Origin of the sequence: Niallia circulans NBRC 13626 (assembly GCF_001591585.1) — a bacterium.
Lineage (GTDB): Bacteria > Bacillota > Bacilli > Bacillales > Cytobacillaceae > Niallia > Niallia circulans.
On sequence record NZ_BCVE01000015.1, the window covers coordinates 30,056 to 49,148 of the forward strand.

Here is a 19,093-nt window from a genome sequence, read left to right on the forward strand (position 1 = left end):
AAAAAGGATTCGTATAATTGTTTGGGATTTTTATTTATTGAAGAAAAAAGGTATGTGGTAATCACCCGCAGACTGAATACACTTCGCTTTCCATGGGGCGCGCGCCAAGCCTCCTCGTTCCTGCGGGGTCTTGGACTTTCTCGCAGCTCCCATAGGAGTCTCCGTGTATTCAGTCTGCTCCATTTAGTTCTTTTGAAAAAAAAGTTGGAACGAAATACTCTTTAAACACGGAGTGAAATGGAGTGGAAGACACTCAACTCCTGCGGGAAATAGAGCAAAGCCTAAGACCCCACAGGCTTGCCGAGGAGGCTTAGATTGCTCCCCGCGGAAAGGGAGTGTCTGTAACGCAATGGAACGAATTGGATTCACCACTAAATTAGAGATTGTTCGTCTTTATCCATTATTTATTTTGCTTTGTCCCACCCTCTTTTACCAATAGCAAGAAATACAGGATAAGCGCGGTGATATTACTTGAAGAAACCAGCAAAGAACACACAGAAAGTCCTATTACTCTCATGCCTTATTATACTTGTCGGCATCCTCTTATTTTGGCATCAAATCACTAAGGTTTTTACTAAAACAGTAGACCTGCAAGAACAAAACGTTGTTTCTGATGGTCAATCCTATCGTGCCAAATACCATTTCACTACTCCTGACAAGTGGAAAAATGATCCGCAAAAACCAATCTATTTAGATGGCTTCTATCATTACTATTATCTTTACAATGGTGATTATCCTGACGGTAATGGCACAGAATGGAGACATGCTGTTTCAAAAGATTTAGTGCACTGGAAGGATAAAGGAATTGCCATTCCAAAATACACAAATCAAAATGGAGATCCTTGGTCAGGTTCTGTCGTTGTTGATAAAGAGAATACAGCTGGATTTGGATATGGCGCACTTATCGCAATCGTCACTCAGCCGTCAGCCAATCAGCAAAAACAAGAACAGTTCTTGTGGTACAGCCTCGATAATGGCAGTACATTCACTTCATACAGTGATACGCCTGTTATGACAAATCCTGGAACCAATGATTTTCGTGATCCCAAAATCATTTGGTCAAAAGAGTATCATAAATGGATAATGCTAATGGCAGAAGGAACAAAGATTGGTTTTTATGAATCCTCTAATCTGAAAGATTGGACATACCTCAGTGATTTCTTCACAAATGATATAGGAATTGTGGAATGTCCGGACCTTTACTATATGCAGACAAATGATGGGAGCTTCAAATGGGTGCTTGGTGCGAGTGCAAATGGAAAAACAAAGAATCAGCCCACTACTTATGCTTATTGGATTGGTCATTTTGATGGAAACCATTTTACAGCTGATCATCCAGAACCCCAATGGCTTGATTATGGTTTGGATTGGTATGCTGGGGTAACATTTGAGGATGGAAGCAATAGTGATGATTACAAGAAAAGATATGCTTTTGCTTGGATGAATAATTGGAATTATGCCGACAATACCCCAACATTACAAGAAGGCTTTAACGGAATGGATTCTGTTGTTCGACAAATTCAATTAAAAAATAATGGGGAAAATTCCTATTATTTAGCTTCCCAACCAATCGAAGCATACAACAAGCTGGCCAAGACAAAAGATCATCTAAAGGAAATAGAAGTAAACGGCCAAAAGCAACTAGAGATGACAGGAGAAATTTATCAGCTAGAGACGGACATCTCATGGACAGAGTTAGATAATGTCGGTTTAAGACTTAGAGAATCTTCTGATCAAAAGCGATATGTGAATGTAGGAATCTTTATAAAAGAAAAATACTCATATGTAAATCGTTCTTTGACCAAACATCCAGATCAGCAGAATACACATTCAGAAAGTACAGCACCCTTTCCCGCTGAACAAACACAAGTACATTTAAAGATCCTTGTTGATAAAAGTAGTATCGAGGTTTTTGTAGATGATGGGAAGGTTGTGCAATCGAATTTAATATTCCCTCATGCAGATGATCAAGCCATCACATTGTATTCAGATGGCGGGACAGCAATCTTTAAGAATATGACGATTACACACTTTGATTAATGGATTTGGGCATTCTTTCTTCAGACAGAGAACCGAACATCCTTTTTCACTAATCGCCAGCTTTCTTTTTCCATATCTACTGTATGGTCTCCCCCAGGAGTGATGACATTTTTTCTTGCGTGTAAGAATCTTATTTGTAAACAAAATGCTCCATACACTCTATTTAGAATCCATATAAAAGCACTTTTCCTTTTTTGCGAAAAGTGCTCTTACATACTTTATAATACTTTCATTCCCTTTTATTTTACTACCCTTATTCTAATTTCCTTTGCAATTTTCGTTTCTGGATGCTTAACCTGTATGCTTGTTACTCCTGGCTTTAATGCTTTAATGGAAATACCCTTCTCCTCGTCATCAGACTTCGTGATTTCGATTATGTCTTGTTCAGCGCTGTCCCAACTAAAAGGAGAACTGCTCTTAATCCAATCTGGCTTTAAAATCGCTTTAATAGTTTTGATTTCCCCTTCTTTAAGAGTTAAATATTCCGAACTTACTACTATACGTTCGACTTCATTTTCCTTTGGGCGTTCTCTCCAGGTTGAATATAAAGGATAAAAGTCTAGTGAAACAACCTTCATACTACCACCTTTTGTATATAACTCTATTCCGTTGCTCGTAGGCTGGGAATAGATTAATTTCGTAAAGACATATTCCCCGTCGTTTATAAACACCTCAACAGATGATTCATCAACAAATCCTCTTATCTTTATTCGTTTCTCCTCAACAGGGTAAGTAGTTGTATGGTTATTGCCAAATTGAAATGGATTCCCATTTCGATCCAATAACGTTTCTAATCCAGCACGAGATCTATCTAAGAATAGTTTTTTACCTAACGTATTTACACCTATAACCGTATTTTCGTCCTCTGATTGTCGAACGCGAATACCGAATTCCTCTACGTTTTCCCATTCCAGCACAGCTTCAAATTCATAAGTGGTACCAGAAAAATCAGCAATTGACTGCTCCCCATTGACCTCCATAGGATCAATAGCAATATGATTAACACGTAAACTTTCTAACTCCCTAACCGGTTCTTGAAATAACTTAATACTTCCATCCTTAACTGTTTTCAAATGCAGTTCACGTGGAATTGACATAGATCCCTTCCATGCTTCCGTCGGCGATTGATAAGGATATCTCCAATTCGCCATCCAGCCTAACCATATTCGGCGGCCATCTTTTTCCGGGATATCAGAAAAGGACTGAGCTGCATAAAAGTCTTGCCCAAAATCTGTTGTCAAAATAGTTTCTGGCGCATTATCATTAATAAATTGTGTTCCGTCAAACTCTCCAATAAAATATTGAGCAGTTGATCCATTTGTTTCTTCATTATCTCCAACACTAACTTGCAATACCCATTTCTTATTATTCTCATCACCATCTACAGGCAATTCGAATAAATCAGGACATTCCCATACAGCTGCATGAGATCCCTCCTTATCCCCAAATTGACTCTGAAACTCCCAGTCAATCAAATTATCAGAACGATAAAACGTTACACTTTGATTTGTCGAAACAACCATTATCCATTTTTTAGTACTCTCATGCCAAAATACTTTTGGATCGCGAAAATCCTTTATTCCTGGGTTGGGGATAACCGGGTTTCCTTTATATCTTTCCCATGTTCTCCCATTATCTTTACTATAAGCAATACTTTGGGATTCTCCTCCCTCTGTATTTGTATAGATGGCAACTAATCCGGCTTTCCCATCAAAAAATCCTGTGGAATCATTCCAATCCACCACAGTGCTTCCAGATAATGCTTGCCCTAGGTTATCATGTTCTAACGCAATCGGCAAATGCTCCCAATGTAATAAATCCCTGCTCACTGCGTGTGCCCAATTACCATTTTTTTGATGAAACAGATGATACTCTCCCTCAAAATAGATGAGTCCATTAGGGTCAGCTAAATTTCCTGAAGGGGTTGAAAAGTGATATTGAGGTCGATACAATTCTGTATAATAATCAGAAGTGGCAGCTTCCATATTATCCGGTCTCAAGGCATCCAAATTTTTCTCTTCCTTTCCCATTTGATGGATACTACAGCCAGTTAATAACCATGCAACAGACAAAACAGCTGTCAAGATTCTTTGTCTCAATTTGCTTCTCCTCCTCTCCTCCTTTTTAGCACCATTTATCCTCCCTTTTTATTGACTACTATAAAGTCTTCAATTTGGTGAAGAGTAGGCATGGCTGGAATTCCACCTTTATTTGTTGCCACATATGCTCCCATCGCATTTCCGAAATTCAATATTTGCTTTAATATATCTTCGCGTATTTTAAAATTCAATAAATCCCTCTTTAATAATTCATATAGCACGCCAGCAAGAAATGCATCTCCGCATCCAGTTGTATCAATAGCTTTTACAGCTGCTCCTGGGACAAATACTAAGCCATCCTCTCCATATGCATAGCTTCCCTTATCTCCCACTGTTACAAAAAGCAGCCGTAAATCAAACTCTTTAAATAACTGCTTTGCTCCTGAAAAAATATCTGTTGTATTCGTTAAAAATGCTAATTCTTCTTCCGAAACTTTGACTATATCCGCAAAATGCAAGACTGCTTCGATTTGCTCTTTTGCCTCCTCTAAGCTTTGCCATAGTAAGGGACGAAGATTTGGATCAAATGAAATAATCTTATGCTGTTCTTTCGCATAATTTAATGCTACTAAAGTTGCTTCTCTTGCTGGCTCATTTGTCATGGATATTGATCCTACATGGAATATTTTAGCATCTGCTATTAATGAAAAGTCCACATCGTCCTTAGATAACATCATGTCCGCACCAGGCTGTCTATAAAAATCAAATGAACGATCCCCCTGATGATCAATATGCACAAATGCTAGTGTCGTTTTTATTGGGGAATAAACAATTCCATTTGTTTGCACCCCTTTATTCTGTAAGGTAGCAACGAGTAATTCCCCAAAATAATCATTTCCTACGCTCCCCATAAATTCTGTTCTCAGCCCTAAACAGGATAAAGCCACTAGAACATTTCCCGGGGCTCCACCTGGATTAGCAACAAGAATCGGAAACCCCTGCTCAGTTTCTCCTTGGGGAGTAAAATCAATTAAAATTTCACCTAATGCTGCTACATCGATCATATCTCTACACCACTTTTCTAACTTTTTTCCATTGAGTTTCGTATAAAATAGCCAGAGGATAGATTTATCCAATCCTCTGGCTTTCCGTTATATATCAACTTTTGGAAGGAACAGATACCTTTCCATATACTAGATTTACTTTCCCTTCTTCTGCAAACAAACATATTCGTTTGCTTACTTTATCAGGGAAAATTAAACTTGTTAATGCTTGCTCTCCGCCATTGATAAATAATTCTAAGGAGGCAGAATCTACAATTATTCGTAAATCAAGTGAAGAAGAATCCTCAAGACCAACTCGCTGCAGTTTAGGAAAAATATCGGAAAAATCAACCACCCCAGATTTTTCACGAGACAGACTCAGTACATTTTCTTTCGCATCAATAGTAATAGTTGTATGCTGTGAATCTGTATGTTCAATCCTTAATCCATACTTATTTGCATTTATATTCTTGAAGGATAGGATTATCTCTGTGTATTCATGATCTACTTCAAAAACAATGCTTTCTTTGGCTGTAATGATTGTGTCTGTTCTTTCTTCTTTTCTATCAAAATAGGTTTCTAATTCTCTTACTAAATGTTGGACGAGATAATACTCTCCCTTCTTCTCACGCAGTTCCAGCTCTCTAGGAAGAGTCATCTGACTTCTCCATCCTTCTGTCGGAACTTGATTAGCATAACGCCAATTACTCATCCAGCCTAAATAAATTCGTCTTCCATCTGCTTCAGGAATATCAGAAAAGCTTACCCCAGCATAGTTGTCCTTCCCATAGTCCAGCCATTTTATATTTTCATGTTCTGGCGTAAATTCCTTTCCATCAAATGAGCCAACAAAATATTGCGTGCGAGATCCTTCATCATATTGAGGATTATCGCCAATACTGACAATAAGCACCCATTTTTTATCATTTGTATTGTCTATTGGTAACTCAAATAAGTCTGGACATTCCCATACCCCTTTGTGACAGCCGCAATTCTCTCCAAATTCACTTTCAAACTGCCAATCCTTCAAATTTGGAGAGGAATAGAAAGAGATTGTTTGTCCTGTAGCTAAAGCCATCATCCACTTTTGGGTATCTTTGTGCCAAAAAACTTTAGGGTCTCTAAAATCAGGATTGGTAGGGTGAGCAAGTACGGGATTACCGTCATATTTAATCCATGATCTTCCCTTATCTATGCTATATGCCAAACTCTGTGTCTGAACAGCCTCCTTGCCGTGATCTGGCTCCGAGTGATGGGTAAAAATAGCCACCAACCCGGGTTCTTCGTTAAAAAAGCCTGTTGTATTATTCCAATCCACAACTATGCTGCCTGAAAAAATGGTTCCATTCTCATCAGGATGTAAAGCTATCTCTAATTCATCCCATACAATTAAATCTTTGCTGACTGCATGCCCCCAATGCATGGGCCCCCATGTGCTGCCATGCGGATTATGCTGATAAAATAAATGATATTCTCCTTTGAAAAACACTAACCCATTCGGATCATTCATCCAATTTTTTTGGGGAGAAAAATGCAAGGCTGGTCTGTATTTTTCGAGTTTAGTAATCTTCAATGTCATGCCTCCAATTAATTTACTGTTTTACTGTTCTGTCATAGCCATCTTGCTTAATTTGCAACCAAGTGCTTAGACCGAGTCTCTCTAATTCTTTCAAATAATCTTCCCATTCTTCCTCAATTTTTCCATTACTCATCCATTCGGCTCTTTTTCTATTTACATAAGCAAATAAATCTGTTTCAATTTTTGCCTTTTCATCTGCTTCCTCTAGTGAGAAAAATACAGGTGGATAAAAGTTCTCAGCTTTAATATGAGGAACCATATTTTTTTCTAAAATATCTAATCTCCAAGCAGCATCTTCTGGTTTTGTCGTATATACGCCGTAATACTCATCTAATATCGCCAGCGGTCCTGCGATATTTGTTTTTTCTCTTATTTCGACTGGTGCCGCGCCTTCTAAAGGAAGATGCTTTAACATACCAGCTTTCTCATCAAATTCAAAAATATTTTGCTGTTTCGTATCCCCATATGTTCCCCAGTTATCTTGAACAGATTGCAGTGGTTCATACAGTTGATCAATCCATTTAGCTGTTAACTCTAAATTCTTATTCGCACTTGTGATAACCATTCTTCCTCTATCAAGACCAAAGCCATTAGTTTGCGCCACATTTTTTTCACCATTTGGTCCTTCTAATGGTGGCATTACATCATAAGTATCGTTCATGCCACTAATATTTCCTTTATCCCATGTAAAGTAAAGACCGTATTTTGAATCTTTTCCTTTCGCTACATATTTATTCCAATCTTGTTCATATGCTTCTACATCAATTAAACCTAAATCATTTAGTTCATTAAAGAATTTTAACGCTTCTTTATATCCTTCTTCTGCTGCAGTAAAAATAACTTTCCCTTCATTGGAAACAACCGTGTGATCCCAGTTATCTCCTAGACCAAAGGAAGCAAATAAGAAGGCTGGGTCCTCTCCCCCTTGATTTACAATAAAAGATAATGGTATTTCATCTGCTTCGCCATTACCATTTGGATCTTGTGTTTTAAAAGCAAGAAGTACCTCTTTTAGTTCTTCTGTTGTTGTTGGCATTTCCAGCCCTAAATTATTGAGCCATTCTACATTTATCCAAGGAAGGCAGTCAACTACTTGAATGCGGCTCTTTCCACTGCCAAGCTCTTCAATCCAAGGAAAACTGTATATATGTCCATCTGGAGCTGTAATCATCGATTTATATTCTGGAGCTTCTTCCAGCACCTTTTTAAAATTGGGCATATACTGATCAATTAAATCTTCAACTGGTATGATGGTTCCATCCTTCGCATATTTCAGTAAATCATAATCACTGAAAGCAGCATCTAAAATGGCATCTGGCAGCTCCCCACTTGCCAACGCTAAATTCCGCTTCTCCACAAATTGGTCTTTCGTATAGTTTTTCCAATCTATATGGACACCTGTCTGTTCCTCTAATCTTTGATAAATTAGCTTTTCATTCGGGTCGGTTGGTGCCAAAGCTGAGCTTTGTGTCATAAAACGAAGTGTAGCTTTCTCTTTCAAAGGAAATGTAACATCAGTTAGTTTTAAATCTTCTGTTGAAGCACTTTTACTTGTCTTATCGCCACTGCAGCCTGTTAGAACAAGACCGGCAACAATAAAAGTGGAAAAAAGCTTATTGATTTTCCCCATAAATGAACCCTCCATATGCTTTTATTTAAATTATTTTAAAGATCCTACCATAACACCTTTTTCAAAGTATTTTTGGAAGAATGGATACATGATTAGAAGTGGTAGACTTGAAATGACAATAGATGCATATTTTATTTTTTCCGCTAATTTACTTAACTCAGCCATTGCTAATTGATCATTAATCATTCCAGGCTGAACTTGGTTTTGAATCAGAATGGAACGTAAAACTAGCTGCAATGGATGTAATTCTTGGTCCTCTAAATAAATCATTGCATCAAAGTAGGAATTCCATTGTCCAACAAAGGCATATAAAGCGATTACAAAAATAATAGGTTTAGACAAAGGCAAAACTATTTTCAGAAATATTTTCAATTCAGAAGCACCATCAATTTTTGCTGCCTCAAACAGCTCTTTTGGAAGCCCTTTAAAAAAGGTTCGTGCTAAGATAATATTCCAGACACTAATTGCTCCTGGCAGAATAATCGACCAAACGGTATTTAGCATTCCTAAATCCTTTACTATTAAATAGGTAGGAATCAACCCGCCATTAAAGAACATCGTAATGAGAAAGAAAACCATAATTATATTCTTCCCTTTAAATCCATCAAGAGAAAGTGGATATGCAGCAAAGATCGTAATAACAATAGTGACAATTGTAAAGCCTAATGAATAAATGACTGAATTGATAAATCCTTTTATCATTAATTCATCTTGTAAAATCCGTTTATAGCCTTCCAGACTCCAATCAGAAGGATTTAAGGAAAAACCTTTACTAAGCAGCACATTGGGGTCTAAAAAGGAAGCCAATAAAATATAAAGTAACGGTAATAACACGATTAAAACGAGTAATATTAAAATTATTTTGTTACTAAAAAGAAGCATTTTATCTGTTTTGGAATGATTTTTCAATGGGTATCCCCCCTTTATTAATATAACCCTTCACCTTCATTTAACTTCTTCACTACAAAATTCACAAATACCAATAAAACGACGTTAATAACAGAATTAAACAAACCTACCGCTGTTGAATAGGCATAATCCCCGGCCTGCAGCCCTACTTTATACACATAAGTCGGCAGAATCTCTGAAGTTGGCAGATTCATAGAGGTTTGCATTAAGTAAGCCTTTTCAAATCCAATCGCCATAATTCCACCTGCTCCTAGAATAAACAACACTGCCATGATTGGTTTTAGAGTAGGAAGATCAATATGCCTTATCCTCTGTAATAGTGTTGCTCCATCGATTGTCGCCGCATCATGTAATTGAGGATCCACATTTGCAAGTGCTGCTACATAAATAATCGATGACCAACCTGCCGCTTGCCATATTCCTGATAAAATATAAATGGATCTAAAATATTCAGGATCTGTCATAAAGGAAACTGGTTTATCGTTAAATACCGATAATAGTGAATTTATTGGACCTGTAGGTGACATAAAGATAAATAACATTCCTGTAATGACAACAACAGATATAAAATTCGGTGCATACAATATTAATTGGATATTCTTTTTGATAGCAGCTCGCCGTACTTGATTAAGGCTAAGTGCTAAAATAATGGGTACTGGAAAGCCCAGTATTAAACCATAGAAACTTAATTTAAGCGTATTCATAAAAATCTCTTTGAAATTGGGAGAAGTTAAAAAATCTTTAAAGTGTGTTAAGCCTACCCAATCGCTGCCGATAATTCCCTTCATTGGGCTAAAATCCTTAAAAGCGATGATTGCTCCATACATTGGGATATATTTAAATACAATTGTTAAAATAATGGCAGGTACTAAAAATAAATACAACGCATAATTTTTTTTGAAATATTGAATAAAATTTTCTTTTTTTTGTTCAGGAAAAAATTCACCTTCTACTTTATGGGAAGTTTTCTTATTCGTTTTTTTCGTTTCAGGTACTGAAACTGACATTTTATTTCGCCCCCTTCTTGAAAAAAATATTGAATGATTAAAATGTCAACCGCTTGACATATTTCTAAATCTCCCTTCTCAGATTATGTATATCAACCGCTTTCAAACTTTTTTCTGTCAACCGCTTGATATATTTGATTTTAAACGCTTTCAATCGATGTGTCAACCGCTTGACTTACTTATTTTTAAAAAAATACAATCTAATTTTTTAGATTATATTTTATCAAAGGAAACTATTAGATTAGGCCGTCTCACTCTTTAGCAATTGAACAGGTAAAATAACTTCCATTCTTTCATCCTTATTTACTTCATTAATAATGTCCATTAATCTTAATACAGCTGATTGCGCAATTTCCTCAATTGGTTGTTTAATTGTTGTTAATTGAGGTAACAACCTCCTTACACTTTGCGTGCCATCATATCCTATAACTTTTAATTGATTAGGAATCTGAATTCCTAGTTCACTCGCTACTTTCAAACAAGTAGATGCTATTAAATCATCACTAGCAAAAATCCCATCCGTTTCAGGGTGTTCTTTGAAAATCTTTTTAATTGTTTCTGCAGTCGCTTCCTCATCGAAAACGCTATTTAGTTCATAGGTTATGGGGTGAGCTACTTGGTCTTCATAGGCTTTTCTTCTATTTTGGGTTGGTGTTTCTAAATCGCTTGGTCCATTTATATGAACAATTGCTTTACAACCTTGGTTAAGTAAATGTTGAACAGCCAATTTTCCTCCCTCATAGTTATCAGAACCTATTACAGGAATTGTCGGTGATAAGTAATGGTCAATTGCGACAATAGGAAGCTTAGAGTTCTTATATATTTCAATTCCACGATTATAGGAACAAACAATGATACCATCAACTTGGTGCCTGATAAGCATTTCTGCATATGAAGTTTCTTTTGCCACTTGCCCTAAACTATTACAGAGAATAACTTTAAAATCATGATTGGAGCATATATTCTCTATATATAAAGCTAATTCACTAAAAAAGGGATTATTAATGGTCGGCAAAATAAGGCCAATAAAATTTGTCCGTTTTTTAAAAAGAGAGCGTGCTATATCATTAGGATAATAATTTAAATCTTTAATGGCTTGTTCCACTTTTTCTCTCGTTTTTTCACTTATATATCCCCGATTATTCAAAACACGGGAAACCGTTGTTGGAGATACACCTGCCAACTCTGCTACATCTTCTAATTTTACTTTCATGCTAACCACCCGAAAAAACATAGATTATTTTCATCTTAAACTTTATATGTTAACCGTTTTCATACATATTATCATAAACTTGCTCTTTTTGCATCCTCCATCTATCCAATATATTCCTTCTGTATATATAATCTAGATTCTAACAAGCACATTTTTAGTCTTATAAACTCAAAGAAATATTTTTCAAACGCTCCTTACTTTCAATTACAAAGGCATTCCTTTTCATTTTGGCTCTTAATTATGAAAATTCACCTTTTACTTCGCGGGTATTTTTTTCCTTCTCTATGTCTATTATGAAATATAGTACATAAAAAAGAAAAATCATTCCACAACTGTTTTTAGTATGAGGTGAGATATGGAAAACATAAGTAAGAAGAAAGTATCCAGTCATTTGGATCAGAATGTTGGATACCTTAAGGAAGAATTGGGTGTAGGACAAAACTTTGACATAATCCATTTAGATGTGGAATATGCTGGCATTCGAATGGCTATGTTTCTTGTAGATGGATTAGTAAAAGATGATATATTACATTTGCTCATGAAGTTCCTTGCAAAAGTAAAAAAAGAGGAATTAAGAAAAGATGTTTTAAAGAAATTATTGAGTACCTATATACCTTATATAGAAATCAGCACTGTTGATGATCTAAATAAGGTTGTCGATAATGTGCTCTCAGGTCCAACAGCACTCCTTATCGAAGGTATTGACGAAGTCCTGCTGATTGATGCGAGAACCTATCCTGTCAGAGGACCACAAGAGCCTGATACAGAGAGGGTCGTCCGTGGTTCCCGGGATGGCTTTGTAGAAACAATTGTGTTTAATACAGCGCTGACAAGAAGAAGAATCAGAGATCGGACGCTGCGAATGGAATTTATGCAAGTAGGGCGTCGTTCCAAAACGGATATCGTTATTTGTTATATTGGTGATATTGCAGATCCAGATATGGTCGAACAATTAAAGAAAGCGATGTCCCATATTGATACCGATGGATTACCGATGGCAGAAAAAACAATTGAGGAATTTATTTCAGGAAACAACTGGAATCCTTTCCCAAAAGTACGTTATACAGAACGACCTGATACAACGGCCATCCATCTTTTTGAAGGGCATATATGTATTTTTGTAGATGGCTCGCCGTCTGCCATGATCACCCCCGTCACTTTCTGGCATCATTTACAGCATGCTGAAGAATATCGAAACAATCCGCTTGTAGGTGCCTATTTACGCTTTGTTCGCTACCTAGGTGTGTTTGCTTCCCTTTTCTTATTACCTTTGTGGTATTTAGTGAGTATAGAACCAAGCCTATTGCCTGGATCTTTATCCTTTTTGGGACCGAACGAATTAGGGCAGGTTCCCTTAATTATTCAGTTTCTTTTAATAGAAGTTGGACTGGATATGCTTCGTATGGCCGCCATTCATACACCTACATCGCTTGCAACCGCATTAGGACTTGTGGCTGCCTTAATGATTGGACAAGTCGCAGTAGAGGTTGGGCTGTTTTCAAACGAAGTCATTTTGTATTTCTCCATTGCTGCCATCGGAACTTTTGCAACACCTAGTTATGAGCTTGGTTTAGCAAACAGACTTGTCCGGATTGTGCTGTTAATTTCTACCGCTATCTTTAAAGTTCCAGGATATATCGTTGGGGTAGCTCTGTTTATTATCTTCCTTGCAAAAACGAAATCATTTGGAGTTCCCTATCTATGGCCTTTCATTCCATTCAATTACCGTGCAATGAGAGATATTCTTGTCAGAACACCAATTCCTTTAAAGAATCGCCGTCCCCGTATTTTAAATCCAAATGATCCTGATCGATAATTGTCATCCCAGCAATTTCTGCATTTTTATGGTCTTTTTGCCTTAGGTAATCTAAGGCTGTTTTTTTATGTGCTGTAAAGTTCTTTGTCCGAGGATCCTTCCTAAATGGTTAACTACTCCCTCCCCTTCATTCTAAATTCCCTATTTGATAAAACAAAAAAGAAATTATATCTAAAAAAACTAAACAGGTACCTAATAGTATTCTTTGCATAGTTTATAAAGAACTAAAGTCCAGACAGAATATGTGGATATGCTATGTTAAAAAAATGGTTGGTTTGAATGATGAAACAGTCAACTTTTCAGAAAGAAAAATATATGTACGTTAATGCCTAACTAGTGATTGATGGCAGAGAATATCATCTTCTACAAGCTTCCTTAACATAGCTGACAAATAAAATAAGAGTATGAGGAGATGATGCTTCTATATGAAAAAAAGAAAGAAAACAGTCGCTTTAATCTTAGGATGTATGCTGCTTTTATCTACCATTTTTCTTTCTGCTTGTTCATTACCAAAACCACCAGGTGAGAATAGTAGCTATGATAAGGTATTCCGTATTGGTTATCAAAAAAATGGACCACTCCTTATTTTGAAGGAGCTAGGTACCTTAGAAGAACGTTTAAAGCCACTTGGATATAAAGTAGAATGGTATGAATTTCAAGCAGGCCCAGCTTTACTTGAAGCATTAAATGCCGGAAGTATAGATTTTGGTCGGTCAGGTGATTCTCCTCCAATCTTTGCTCAAGCTTCTGATTCTACCTTACAGTATGTTGCTGCAGGAAAATCAAAGTTTGAAGGTTCTGGCATTTTAGTGAAGAATGATTCTTCCATCAAGACATTAGCAGACCTGAAAGGAAAAAAAATCGGTTTTGCCAAAGGAAGTAGTTCCCATTATTTATTAGTAAAAGCATTAAAAAAAGCTGGTTTAAACTATAGTGACATAGAACCTGCTTACTTATCGCCTGGAGACGCAAGAATTGCTTTTGAAAAAAAGGAAATTGACGCTTGGGTTATATGGGATCCTTTTACCGCAGATACACAGTTACAAGCTGATGCAACACTATTAGTAAATGGAAAAGGTCTAACTAGTGACCGCGATTTCTTTCTAGCTTCCTCTGACTTTCTTCAGGAAAACAAAGAGATTATTAAAGTAGTGATGAAAGAAATACAAAAATCATGTCAGTGGGCAAATGAGCATCCGGAAGATTTAACAAAAATGCTTTCCTCTATTTTGGGTATTGATGAAGCCTCTATGAACATGGCTGTGGAAAGAAGAGTGTATGGAGTAGAAGAAATAAGTGCATCGATTATAAAAGAACAGCAAGAAATTGCAGATACCTTTTATAACCTCCAACTTATCCCGAAGAAAATAAAGGTGAATGAAAACGTCTATACAATTGATTTAAAGGATGAGGAACAGTGAAGAAAACATCTCTCTACTTCATAAAAAAAATATTGCCGTGGGGTATTCCTATTTTATTGCTAATTAGCTGGCAATGGATTATTAAAGCAGGGATTATTTCCTCGCGAATACTTCCCGCTCCATCGGATGTCTATGTGGCTGCCATCAATCTCTTTCAAACGGGAGAATTAACCCATCATGTATGGATTAGTTTATGGAGAGCGTCTATTGGATTTCTGATCGGTGGTACGATTGGATTTGTATTAGGTTTATTAAACGGCTTATTCCGATTTACAGAGCTATTACTTGACACCTCTATTCAAATGTTACGAAATATTCCCCATTTAGCTCTAATACCATTAGTCATTCTTTGGTTTGGGATTGGAGAAGAAGCCAAAGTATTTCTTGTAGCTTTAGGGGTTTTATTCCCCATCTATCTTAATACTTATCATGGTATTAAATCTGTTGATAAAGGATTAATCGAAATGGGAAAAATGTATGGGCTAAATGGCTTTTCTCTTTTCCTAAATGTTATATTTCCAGGCGCTCTTTCTTCCATTCTTGTAGGTTTACGATTTTCATTAGGAATCATGTGGATTACTTTAATTGTTGCGGAAACAATATCCTCTACTTCTGGGATTGGTTATATGGCAATGAATGCAAGAGAATTTATGAGGATGGATGTAATTGTATTAAGTATTCTCCTGTATGCATTACTTGGAAAACTTTCCGATGTAATCGCTCGTTTTATGGAAACACGATGGCTTAAATGGCATCCTAGCTACCACAAACATTCCTAAAGTAAAGGAGGATTGGAAGATGAGGAAAGAAAAAATATATCTAGAAATAAAAAATCTCGAAAAAAGCTATAATGATACCAAAGTCTTAAAATCTCTAAATCTTAAAATAAATCTAGGCGAGTTCCTTGCAATTGTCGGAAAGAGCGGCTGTGGAAAAAGCACGTTACTTCGCTTACTGTCAGGGTTAGAAAAACCAACTAAAGGCGAAATACTCATCGACGGAAAACCTTTAAATAGTTTAAACAGGGAAGCATGCATGATGTTCCAGGATGGGCGCTTACTTCCATGGAAACGCGTATTAGATAATGTAAAATTAGGACTAAAAGGGAATCGCCGGGAGGAAGCCATTCAGGTTTTGCGTGATGTTGGATTAGAAGACAAGAAAGATGAATGGCCAGCAAATCTTTCTGGCGGACAGAAGCAGCGTGTAGCATTAGCTCGGTCGCTTATGCATAAACCAAGACTGCTGTTACTCGATGAACCCCTTGGAGCATTAGATGCTCTTACCCGTCTAGAAATGCAATCTATGATTGAAAATATTCAAATGACCCACGGATTCACCTCCTTATTAGTAACGCATGATGTCGAAGAGGCTGTAGCGCTTGCTGATCGAGTCATTGTTCTTCAGGATGGCGTCATTGCTCAAGATATACCAATTACTCTAGAAAGGTCACGCCAGCGAAATCATGCTGCTTTTGCCTCTTTAGTTAACGATATATTGAAAAAAATCCTCCATCCAACCGACGAAAAGTCTCATCGAATGATTGAGGAGGAACGAAACCTAGCATTAAAAACGATCCCAAAGCTAAATTAATGAGGATTAGTGGAGGAGGCTGACTTTTTTTGTCTGGTCTTCTTCTTTTCTTATTTAGCGTGGTAACAAAACAAACCTAATACCCCCATCACTGAGGATGTGTTAAGCGAACAGTCCCTTGAAAGAAAGACTCCCAATTCCTATAATAAAGGTCATTCCTTTTCATGTTTCTGCATACACTTGTTATTATAGTGGACATGCATATTAAATGAGGGATGATTTTTTTGAGAAAAAAAAAGCCGGTAGCTTATTCACCTTATCGATTTAGAAGAATATGTAGACAATACTCCTTCATTTTGCTTGGTGCAATTATTCAAGGATGTGCAATGGGTATATTCCTTTTTCCAAATTCTATCCCTTCTGGGGGAGCTGGCGGTTTAACTGTTCTCTTCCATTATTTTTTCAACATCCCCCTAAGTATTATTCTTTGGATGATCAATTCTTCTATGCTCCTTTTTGCCATCCATTTCTTAGGCGGCAGCAGTGCAGTTGGAACATTATTTGGAATTACGATCACTTCTATAGCCGTTAATCTTTCCCAAACCTATTTCAGTACACCCTTTTCCAATGTCTGGATAGATATGCTTATTGGATCCTTAGTACTAGGTACAGGAATTGGCATTCTCTTAAGGCAAGGTGTTTCGAATGGTGGAATCGGAGTTATTGCCTTAATCATCTCCAAATATAGAAATATTAATCCTGGTAAACCATTATTTTGGATAAATGGGGTAATATTTGTCATCACTGCTTATATTATCGATTGGCAAATTGTGATACAAGCCCTCATCTGTCAATGGTTCTCTACAAAAATTGTTGCCTATCTCTATAATTTAAGAATTCGTCTACCCATCTCTGGTCCTGCGTTTGCCTGGCGGAAAAAATAAGGATGTTCGGGATAATCCCAAACATCCTTATCATCTTCCATCAATAGGCTCTAAAAAAGGAATGACTTCTTTCGTATCCTCTTCTTTTTTGTCTTTCTTCCCTTTTTCTCCCTGCTGCTGTTTGTTATCCTCTCCTTTGATTAATAACAGGGCAAGAAGACCAACTAGACAAGTAAATCCAGCTATTGATAAAAACATACCTAAACGGGACCAATCCATCAGCCTTCCGAAAATTGGCGGTCCGATTGCAACTCCCAGGAACCGCACAGAACCATATAAAGAAGTAACGAACCCCCTTCTTTCTTGGCCAACAGCACCTGTAATAAAACTATTAATACACGGCAAAATCAAACCAGTTCCAACACTGCTGACTGCAAGGACTGCTATAAAAGGAACAAGGCCCTTAAATAAACTTAAGCTTGCATAAGATGCAGTGACAAAAATAAAACCAAGGACGATTAACTTTTTCATTAATTTTTGATTTTTTCCTATTTTACTTCCTGTAATATAGGATGTTGTACACATTATTAATAAGGGAATTGCTAGTATTAACCCCTTGATAATTCCATCAATTTTATGCGTTTTCTCTAATGTATCTGATAAATAGAAAAGAATACCGAAGAGCGTAAATAAACAGGTTGCCCCTGCTAAGTATGCCGTAAATAACCATTTTCCTTCATGTTTAAAAACACTTACTAACCCTTTTATATATTTGCTTGGAGATGGAGGCTTTTTACTATGTTCTTTCTCTCTAATGAATATCCATGACAAGATAATAGAAATTAATACAACCATTGGAAAAGCAAAAAATACGCCATACCAAACAATTAAGGCAATGGCAGAACCTAGTATAGGAGAAAGCACTTTCCCAAATCCATTGGATGCTTCCACAAGTCCCAATATCCTACTTTCTTTCGCTCCTTTATATAAATCGGCCGTTAATGCCATTGCTATCGGTGCGGTTCCAGCAGCACCTATCCCTTGTAAAGACCGTCCTACTAAGATCCATGTATAAGCATGGGAAAATTTCGCCGCAGCAAATCCAGCTAATATACCTCCAACGCCATATAAAAACAAAGCAGGAAGAATAACGGATTTTCGTGTAAAACGATCCGATAAATAGCCTAAAATAGGAATAAAGAAAGCGGCAACTACAGAAAAAACCGTTATCGTCATACTAGCTTGAAAAGCAGAAAGATTAATTTCCGATTGCATTTTTGGCAGTATTGGTATTAACATGGAATTTCCTAGTGTCATGATAAGCGGGATAGAACCAATCGCTACTGCAGTCATTTTTGTATTTTTTTTCTTTTCCACAAATACTACCTCCGTTACTGTACAGCATAATCCATTACTTTTATGATTGAGGGATCTTTAGTTAGATTATCCGTACATGGAAAAGTTATTCTGTCTTACAAAATATGTTTAATTCCAGAATACTAACACTTAGCAAGAGGAAAAATACATTAGGTGAGTGTTATAAAACTTGGACAACGGAGGAAAAAAATTGAAGTTATTTATCGAGTATATCCTGGATGAAATAGAACAAATTGGATTAAAAAAAGGATTTCGCACCTCCCTTTCCTCTAGTAAGAATGAGGAGAATTACCTTAGAGGCACATTACAGTATTTTGATAAAGACTTTTTTATTCACTTTGTCCTATTCTTCAGTTATCCAGAAAAAAACCCAAATTTAACTTATACCTTTTGGATATTAAATCATCATGGCAATGAACAGCTGCTAAAAAACGCTAATGACAAAGAAAGCGAAGAGGCTGAGAACAAAAAGAAAAAGATAGATTTAATTAAAGAACATTGTCTGAGTGAAATAAATGTCAATATTTCTAAAGGCGAGGAAATACAAAAATTATTTAAGAAAATCGAAACTGTTCTCTCAAAGGAAGTCATTATGTCCTAAT

General features: G+C 36.6%; 15 protein-coding genes. 7 read left to right on the top strand and 8 right to left on the bottom strand.

The window, feature by feature from the left end; genetic code table 11:
* Positions 1-471 precede the first annotated feature (471 nt).
* Positions 472-2,040 (top strand): glycoside hydrolase family 32 protein, encoded by a 1,569-nt coding sequence (levB, locus tag BCI01S_RS16925; RefSeq protein WP_061800243.1) that lies wholly within the window; start codon positions 472-474, stop codon positions 2,038-2,040.
* A 239-nt stretch (positions 2,041-2,279) separates the two neighbouring features.
* Here levB and BCI01S_RS16930 read toward each other — a convergent pair whose 3' ends face one another.
* The 7 genes from BCI01S_RS16930 to BCI01S_RS16960 all read right to left on the bottom strand — a co-directional run bounded on the left by BCI01S_RS16930 (position 2,280) and on the right by BCI01S_RS16960 (position 11,460).
* Positions 2,280-4,139, bottom strand: a complete 1,860-nt coding sequence (locus tag BCI01S_RS16930; RefSeq protein WP_082810083.1) for a glycoside hydrolase family 32 protein — start codon at positions 4,137-4,139, stop codon at positions 2,280-2,282.
* Positions 4,140-4,174: 35 nt separating this feature from the next.
* The gene (locus BCI01S_RS16935; protein WP_061800248.1) at positions 4,175-5,143 is read right to left on the bottom strand and encodes a carbohydrate kinase family protein; all 969 of its coding nucleotides are present in this window, start codon (positions 5,141-5,143) and stop codon (positions 4,175-4,177) included.
* Between the two features lie 94 nt (positions 5,144-5,237).
* A complete protein-coding gene (locus tag BCI01S_RS16940; RefSeq protein WP_156485451.1) occupies positions 5,238-6,695 on the bottom strand; it encodes a glycoside hydrolase family 32 protein in 1,458 nt (485 codons plus the stop codon).
* Positions 6,696-6,714: 19 nt separating this feature from the next.
* Entirely contained in the window at positions 6,715-8,331 is a 1,617-nt protein-coding gene (locus BCI01S_RS16945; protein WP_061800252.1) for an ABC transporter substrate-binding protein, read from the bottom strand.
* Positions 8,332-8,361: 30 nt separating this feature from the next.
* A complete protein-coding gene (locus BCI01S_RS16950; protein ID WP_047941616.1) occupies positions 8,362-9,213 on the bottom strand; it encodes a carbohydrate ABC transporter permease in 852 nt (283 codons plus the stop codon).
* A 44-nt stretch (positions 9,214-9,257) separates the two neighbouring features.
* Entirely contained in the window at positions 9,258-10,247 is a 990-nt protein-coding gene (locus BCI01S_RS16955) for an ABC transporter permease (RefSeq protein ID WP_047941431.1), read from the bottom strand.
* Positions 10,248-10,488: 241 nt separating this feature from the next.
* A complete protein-coding gene (locus tag BCI01S_RS16960; RefSeq protein ID WP_047941430.1) occupies positions 10,489-11,460 on the bottom strand; it encodes a LacI family DNA-binding transcriptional regulator in 972 nt (323 codons plus the stop codon).
* Positions 11,461-11,815: 355 nt separating this feature from the next.
* Between BCI01S_RS16960 and BCI01S_RS16965 the strand changes: the two genes are divergently transcribed.
* The 5 genes from BCI01S_RS16965 to BCI01S_RS16985 all read left to right on the top strand — a co-directional run bounded on the left by BCI01S_RS16965 (position 11,816) and on the right by BCI01S_RS16985 (position 17,174).
* Entirely contained in the window at positions 11,816-13,276 is a 1,461-nt protein-coding gene (locus tag BCI01S_RS16965; RefSeq protein WP_047941429.1) for a spore germination protein, read from the top strand.
* Between the two features lie 425 nt (positions 13,277-13,701).
* Positions 13,702-14,697 (top strand): sulfonate ABC transporter substrate-binding protein, encoded by a 996-nt coding sequence (locus tag BCI01S_RS16970; protein WP_061800254.1) that lies wholly within the window; start codon positions 13,702-13,704, stop codon positions 14,695-14,697.
* Positions 14,694-15,476: an aliphatic sulfonate ABC transporter permease SsuC gene (ssuC, locus tag BCI01S_RS16975; RefSeq protein ID WP_061800256.1), complete on the top strand. Its 783-nt coding sequence runs from the start codon at positions 14,694-14,696 to the stop codon at positions 15,474-15,476. The genes BCI01S_RS16970 and ssuC overlap by 4 nt, the downstream gene beginning before the upstream one ends.
* A 19-nt stretch (positions 15,477-15,495) precedes the next feature.
* Positions 15,496-16,290: an ATP-binding cassette domain-containing protein gene (locus BCI01S_RS16980; protein ID WP_061800257.1), complete on the top strand. Its 795-nt coding sequence runs from the start codon at positions 15,496-15,498 to the stop codon at positions 16,288-16,290.
* 224 nt (positions 16,291-16,514) lie between these two features.
* Positions 16,515-17,174 (top strand): YitT family protein, encoded by a 660-nt coding sequence (locus BCI01S_RS16985; protein WP_235844532.1) that lies wholly within the window; start codon positions 16,515-16,517, stop codon positions 17,172-17,174.
* A gap of 30 nt (positions 17,175-17,204) precedes the next feature.
* Here BCI01S_RS16985 and BCI01S_RS16990 read toward each other — a convergent pair whose 3' ends face one another.
* Positions 17,205-18,467, bottom strand: a complete 1,263-nt coding sequence (locus BCI01S_RS16990; protein WP_061800326.1) for an MFS transporter — start codon at positions 18,465-18,467, stop codon at positions 17,205-17,207.
* 214 nt (positions 18,468-18,681) lie between these two features.
* On the opposite strand from BCI01S_RS16990, the gene BCI01S_RS16995 reads away from it, so the two are divergent.
* Positions 18,682-19,092 (top strand): hypothetical protein, encoded by a 411-nt coding sequence (locus tag BCI01S_RS16995; protein ID WP_047941424.1) that lies wholly within the window; start codon positions 18,682-18,684, stop codon positions 19,090-19,092.
* Position 19,093: the final 1 nt, after the last annotated feature.

Excerpts from the sequence above, each read along its gene's own strand:
- BCI01S_RS16935 (WP_061800248.1), bottom strand. The coding sequence starts at position 5,143 with ATGATCGATGTAGCAGCATTAGGTGAAATTTTAATTGATTTTACTCCC.
- BCI01S_RS16945 (WP_061800252.1), bottom strand. The coding sequence starts at position 8,331 with ATGGGGAAAATCAATAAGCTTTTTTCCACTTTTATTGTTGCCGGTCTT.
- BCI01S_RS16950 (WP_047941616.1), bottom strand. The coding sequence starts at position 9,213 with ATGCTTCTTTTTAGTAACAAAATAATTTTAATATTACTCGTTTTAATC.
- BCI01S_RS16955 (WP_047941431.1), bottom strand. The coding sequence starts at position 10,247 with ATGTCAGTTTCAGTACCTGAAACGAAAAAAACGAATAAGAAAACTTCC.
- BCI01S_RS16960 (WP_047941430.1), bottom strand. The coding sequence starts at position 11,460 with ATGAAAGTAAAATTAGAAGATGTAGCAGAGTTGGCAGGTGTATCTCCA.
- BCI01S_RS16965 (WP_047941429.1), top strand. The coding sequence starts at position 11,816 with ATGGAAAACATAAGTAAGAAGAAAGTATCCAGTCATTTGGATCAGAAT.
- BCI01S_RS16970 (WP_061800254.1), top strand. The coding sequence starts at position 13,702 with ATGAAAAAAAGAAAGAAAACAGTCGCTTTAATCTTAGGATGTATGCTG.
- BCI01S_RS16980 (WP_061800257.1), top strand. The coding sequence starts at position 15,496 with ATGAGGAAAGAAAAAATATATCTAGAAATAAAAAATCTCGAAAAAAGC.
- BCI01S_RS16990 (WP_061800326.1), bottom strand. The coding sequence starts at position 18,467 with ATGACTGCAGTAGCGATTGGTTCTATCCCGCTTATCATGACACTAGGA.